Origin of the sequence: Microbispora sp. ATCC PTA-5024 (assembly GCF_000511135.2) — a bacterium.
Taxonomy (GTDB): Bacteria; Actinomycetota; Actinomycetes; order Streptosporangiales; family Streptosporangiaceae; genus Microbispora; species Microbispora corallina.
Genome location: NZ_KI866522.1, coordinates 826,074 through 831,748, shown reverse-complemented (window position 1 = coordinate 831,748; position 5,675 = coordinate 826,074). Strand labels below are relative to the sequence as shown.

Here is a 5,675-nt window from a genome sequence, read left to right as displayed (position 1 = left end):
GGCGCCGCCGTCCCGTGCCCGCCGTGGCCCGCCGCGGCGCCGTCCTCCGCCCCGCCGGCCGGCTCCGTGCTCGCCGCGGCGTGGGCCGCGTGCGCCGCGCCGCCCCCGGTTCCCGGGGAGAGCCGCGTGCCGCAGGAGACCACGAGGAGGGCGGCCGCGAGCGCGACCACCGCGACGCCCGCCCACCGTGTCCACCGGACCGTGCCTTCCATGGGACCCCCTCGTCGGATCGGCGCTCCTTCTCCAGGCTGCCCCTCCGGGCGCGGCCCGCCATCCCCCGGAAGACCGAACCCGCTCCTCCGCCAGGCCGAGGCGCGGCCTACTGCGTAAGAGGCAGGCGCCGGACGCGGAGTTCGGGGTAGGGGCGGAAAGACCGTAGTGTCATCCCGTGCACATCAGCCCCATGAGGAGCCCCGACATGGTCGAAGACATGAGCGACGAGGGACCCGGCTTCGCCGATCTGGCGCTGCGTCCCGAGCTTCTCAAGGCCCTGTCCGACCTCGGGTACGAGGAGCCCACCCCTATCCAGCGCGAGGCGATCCCGCCGCTGCTCGAAGGGCGCGACCTGCTCGGCCAGGCCGCCACGGGCACCGGCAAGACCGCGGCCTTCGCCCTGCCGGTGCTGCAGCGGCTGCAGGAGGGCAGCGGCGAGACCCCGTCCGCGCTCGTCCTCGTCCCCACCCGCGAGCTCGCCGTCCAGGTCTCCGAGGCCATGCACCGGTACGGCAGGGACCTCGGCGCGCGGGTGCTTCCGATCTACGGCGGCCAGCCGATCGGCCGGCAGCTCAGGGCGCTGGAGCGGGGCGTGGACATCGTGGTCGCCACCCCGGGCCGCGCGCTCGACCACATCGGACGGGGGACGCTCCCGCTGAAGGGCATCGCGATGGTCGTCCTCGACGAGGCCGACGAGATGCTCGACATGGGCTTCGCCGAGGACATCGAGGCCATCCTCCAGGACGTCCCTGAGGAGCGCCAGACGGTCTTGTTCTCGGCCACGATGCCGCCGCGCATCGACGGGATCGCCCGCCGCCACCTGCGCGAGCCCGTCCGCATCCGCATCGAGCGCGAGGCCCCGGCGGCGGGCGAGGCCCCGCTGGTGCGGCAGAGCGCGTACGTCGTGTCCCGCGCGCACAAGCCGGCCGCCCTCGGCCGCGTGCTCGACGTGGAGGCCCCGACGGCCGCCATCGTCTTCTGCCGCACGCGGGAGGAGGTCGACCAGCTCACCGAGACCATGAACGGCCGGGGCTACCGCGCCGAGGCCCTGCACGGCGGCATGGGCCAGGAGCAGCGCGACCGCGTCATGGGCCGGCTGCGGGCCGGCACGGCCGACCTGCTGGTGGCCACCGACGTCGCCGCCCGCGGCCTCGACATCGAGCAGCTCACCCATGTGATCAACTACGACGTGCCGTCGGCCCCCGAGGCGTACGTGCACCGCATCGGCCGGGTAGGCCGGGCCGGCCGGGAGGGCGTGGCGATCACGCTCGCCGAGCCCCGCGAGCACCGGATGCTCAAGACCATCGAGCGGGTGACACGCAGCCGGATCACGATAGAGAAGGTCCCGACGGTCGCCGACCTGCGGGCCCGGCGCCTGGAGCTGACCAGGGCCGCTCTCGAGGAGAGCATCATGGAGGACGGCGACCTCGACCGCTTCCGTGTCGTGGTCGAGACGCTGTGCGACGAGTTCGACCTCATGGACATCGCGCTCGCGGCGGTGAAGCTGGCCCACGAGTCCACCGGCGCCGCCGCCGACGAGGAGGAGATCCCCGATGTCGCGCCGCGGCCGGAGCGGGCGGACCGGGGCCGGCGCGAGGGGCCGGGACGCGACGACCGGCGCCCGCGCAGGCAGACGGGCGGGATGACCAGGATCTTCGTGGGGGCGGGCCGCAGCGCGGGCGTCCGCCCGCAGGACATCGTCGGCGCGATCACCGGCGAGACCGGCGTCTCCGGCCGGGACATCGGCGCCATCGAGATCGCCGACCGGTTCTCGCTCGTGGAGATCCCCGAGGGGGCCGCGCAGGAGGTCATCTCGGCTCTGCGGAGGACCACGCTCAAGGGCAGGAAGCCGACGGTCCGGTTCGACCGCGACGAGGCGCCCCGCCGCCGCTGACCCGCGTACGGGCGATCGGCGCGTCCGCGCGGCGCCTCCGCACGCCGGTCCGCGGGTCTCGGGGCACGTACGCGCGCCCGTGCGGCGGCCTTCGCGGTCCCCGTCCGGCGGCCGTCAGCCCGCCTGGACGGCCCCGGCCGACAGCCGCCGCCGCGCGTCGCGCCAGCGCAGGAGCAGCAGGACGAGCAGGGCGGCGAGGGTCAGGGCGGCGGCTCCCGGGCCGAGCAGCGCCCCGAGCCGCTGGTCGCCGTTCCGCTCGGGGCCCCACGGCAGCGCGAGCGACGCGTACCAGCCGGGGCCCTGCAGCGGCCCCGCCAGCAGTTCCAGGGCGACCCACGCCTGCACCGCGACGCCGGCCAGCAGCATGGCCGCCCTGACCTGCGGCCGTATCGGGCGCGGGAGCGGGTCGACGCCGGTCGCGACCTCCAGGAACACGACGGCGGTAGCCACCACCACCGCCTGGAGGCCCAGCCGTACGGCGAGGCTCGTCTGGGCGGCCTCGAACAGGCCGGTGAGGTACAGCGCGACGTACGGCGCCGCGTAGAGGGCCGTCGCCACCCACGGGAGGGACAGCGCGCGGGCCCACGGCCCGTCCTCGTGCTCGCCCGCGGTCGGGACGGCCCGCCGATACAGGCCGAGCGGCGCCCCCAGCACGAGGAGCGCCGGGCCGACGGCTCCGAGCAGCGCGTACTGCGCGGCATGGATGGAGAAGACGGCGGGGCCGTACGCCGCGACCCCGCCCGCCAGGCCGTACGCGAGCACGAGCAGCCCGGCCAGCCACGACGCGGTCCGCCATGCGGGCCAGCCCTCACCCCGGGCCGACAGGCGCCGTACACCGGCCAGGTAGGCGGCCACGAGACCCGCCACGGCCAGCAGCGCGATCGGGTCGGGCCGGATCTCGGTGACCAGGCGCCCCGGGGTGTACGGCGGGAGCGTGTAGCCCAGGGCGTCGTGCTGGTGCTGCGCCACTCCCGGCACGCCGGCGGACGCGGGCGGCGCGGTGCGCGACAGCCCGACCGCGAGGCCGACGGTCGCCAGCATCACCGCCACCTCGACGGTCGCCAGCCGCAGGAACGGCCGCGACCCCTCGGTCTCCAGGGCGGCGATCGTGGCCCGGCGGTGCCGCCACCCGAACCAGCCGAGAGCGGCGAGCGCGGCCGCCTTGGCCAGCACCAGCAGGCCGTACCGCGACTCCCAGAGCTGGGACACCTCTCCGAGTCGCACCCACGCGTTGATCGTGCCCGAGACGCCCACGGCCACGAAGCAGCACAGGGCCAGCGCGCTGAAGCGCCGGACCGCCGCGGGCAGGCCGGCCGAGCCGGGCAGGAAGGCCACGAGCCCGGCCAGGCCGCCGACCCACAGCGCGACCCCCGCGATGTGCGCCATCAGGCTGGAGATGGCCAGGTTGTGGTCGGCCGCGGACGCCGAGTGCCCGGCGTACGCCGGCGGGAGCACGGCGAACACGGCGAGGGCCAGCAGAAGGGCCCGTCCGCCCGCGTCGAGCGGCAGGAGCGCGCCGACGGCGACCGTCAGCGCGACCAGGGTGACCAGCAGGAACGCCTGGCCCTGCGGGATGTAGTAGAGGAACGTCGTCAGCACGCCGGAGCGCAGCGCGTCGCCCACCGGCAGGCCGAGGAAGTCCGACAGCGTCAGGACCTCGGTGAGCGCCGCGCTCGCCGCCCAGACGAGGGCCCACGGCGCCGCCGCGCGGGCGATCCGGCGCCGCTCGTCCTCGTCCCGCGCGAGCAGGACGGCGGTCAGCAGCACGCCCACCGTCGCCACGGCGGACAGATCGTGGACGAGCCGGACGAGCGGCAGCCCCCAGGTCGTCAGCGGGCCGGGGGACGGGAGCCCCTCGATGGCCGGCCTCGGCCTGCCCCCGCCGAACCACAGGGCCAGGAGCAGCACGGCGAACGCCGCGGCCGGCATGCCGGCCGAGACGAGCGCGCGCCGCCCCACGGAGGACGTCGTCCTGGCAGAAGTCATCGTCGGCTTTCCTCGGCTCGGCACCGATCCCGCACCGGTGATCTCACGTTGGTCCGAGTATGTCGAGAGGGGGTCGCCCGGGAGGACGAAACGGAGTAATGCCACCGATTCCCGCTGTGCCGGGGCGGCGGCCGCCCGCGCGCGCCCGGTGCCGGGACGTGAGGCCCGGGCCGGGGTACCGTCGATCAGTGGACGACAACCGGCTCGGCGTGTGGACGTTCGAACGGGACGGCGAACAGATCGCCTGGGGCCGTCCCGGCGTGACGGACGAGGAGCGGGCGGCGGCGGGCCGGGAGACCCTGGCGGCCGTCCGTGCCGCCCTCCTGGCGGAGAACCGCTCTCGAGCGGCGCTCGCGATGGAGGCCGCCCTGCCCGAGGGGCAGGACGTCCTGCGCGTGTGGGCGTCCCGCGATCCGCGCGACCTGCGCGCCCGGCTGGGCGGCGAGCGCCTGGCCGTGTGGGCGGAAGGCGACGTCCTGCACGTCCTGTGGCGTGGCGAGGACGGCCCGCCCAACGTCGGCGGCGGCCTGCAGCCCGTGCTGTGGCCGGTCGACGGCGCCCCTGACCTGTGGGAGGCGTCGGTCAGAGTACGCGGCCTGGACGAGGCGGTCATCGAGCTGCACGTCGTGCCCGAGCGGCCTTCCCACCGGGACCACCGGAACCACGGCGAGCACGGGGACCACGGCAAGCATGGGCACCACGGCGAGCACCGGGCGGACGGGCACGTGACCGTCCGGTGGCGGGGGCCGCGGGCGCCCTCTCCGGCGCCGGGCCCGGCCGAGGTGACGGGCGTGGTCGAACGGCACGAGCTCCGGTTCCTGGGGGAGGCGCGCGGCGTCACCGTCTACCGCCCGCCCGGAGCCGCCGGCCCGCTGCCCGGCTGCGTCATGGCGGACGGCCAGTTCGTGCCCGCCTTGGCCCGCACCCTGGAGCCGGCCGTGCTCGCCGGGGACGTGCCGCCCTTCGTCCTGGTGGGCGTCCACTGCGCGTCCGGTACGGGCGGCGCCGACGAGACCGGCGACGCCCGGGGACGCGAGTACATCCCCTCCTCCGACCCCCCGCGCTTCGCGGCCCACCTGGCCTTCGTGGCGGACACGGTGCTCGGCTGGGCGCGGGAGACGTGCGGGGCGGCGGCGGGCCCGTGGATCGCGGCCGGGGTGTCCAACGGCGCCGACTGGGCGCTCGGCGCCGCCTGCCGGCGGCCGGACGTGTTCCGGAAGGTCGCGGCGCTGAGTCCCGGCTCCCCGCCGTCCCAGGACGACCCGTCGGCGGCCGGGGGAGCCCCCGCCCGCTGTTACCTCGGCGCGGGAACGCTGGAGAGCGGATTCCGGGAGAGCGCGCGTGACTGGGCCGTCGCCCTCTCCGGCCGGGGCTGCGCCGTACGGCACGAGGAGTGGATCGGGGGCCATGACGCCTACTGGTGGTCCCAGCGGCTGCCGGTCGCCCTGGCCTTCCTCCTCGCCTAATGGGAGCTACCGGGTCGGTCTGATCAGGCAGACTCGGTCTCTGGTAGCCGCCGGTGAGTGAGCACTTCCCTCGCCTGGGCCGTTTGAGTCCTGGGGTCAGTGAGGGGATGGCGGTA

Annotated in this window: 4 protein-coding genes; 2 read left to right on the top strand and 2 right to left on the bottom strand. The window is 76.0% G+C overall.

The window, feature by feature from the left end; translation table 11 throughout:
* Positions 1–212, bottom strand: a 212-nt coding sequence (locus MPTA5024_RS41800) for a hypothetical protein (protein ID WP_442922014.1), incomplete at its 3' end; no start/stop codon positions are given.
* Positions 213–430: 218 nt separating this feature from the next.
* On the opposite strand from MPTA5024_RS41800, the gene MPTA5024_RS03810 reads away from it, so the two are divergent.
* Positions 431–2,107 (top strand): DEAD/DEAH box helicase, encoded by a 1,677-nt coding sequence (locus tag MPTA5024_RS03810; protein ID WP_232326162.1) that lies wholly within the window; start codon positions 431–433, stop codon positions 2,105–2,107.
* A gap of 114 nt (positions 2,108–2,221) precedes the next feature.
* Here the strand turns inward: MPTA5024_RS03810 and MPTA5024_RS03805 are convergent, their stop codons facing one another.
* On the bottom strand, positions 2,222–4,093 hold the full coding sequence (locus tag MPTA5024_RS03805) for a cytochrome c oxidase assembly protein (RefSeq protein ID WP_157099280.1): 1,872 nt from the start codon (positions 4,091–4,093) through the stop codon (positions 2,222–2,224).
* 188 nt (positions 4,094–4,281) lie between these two features.
* Between MPTA5024_RS03805 and MPTA5024_RS03800 the strand changes: the two genes are divergently transcribed.
* Positions 4,282–5,559 (top strand): alpha/beta hydrolase, encoded by a 1,278-nt coding sequence (locus MPTA5024_RS03800; RefSeq protein ID WP_051457667.1) that lies wholly within the window; start codon positions 4,282–4,284, stop codon positions 5,557–5,559.
* Positions 5,560–5,675 lie beyond the last annotated feature (116 nt).

What these genes read in the sequence shown, in the direction of transcription:
- MPTA5024_RS03810 (WP_232326162.1), top strand. Translation starts at nt 431, where the DNA reads ATGAGCGACGAGGGACCCGGCTTCGCCGATCTGGCGCTGCGTCCCGAG.
- MPTA5024_RS03805 (WP_157099280.1), bottom strand. Translation starts at nt 4,093, where the DNA reads ATGACTTCTGCCAGGACGACGTCCTCCGTGGGGCGGCGCGCGCTCGTC.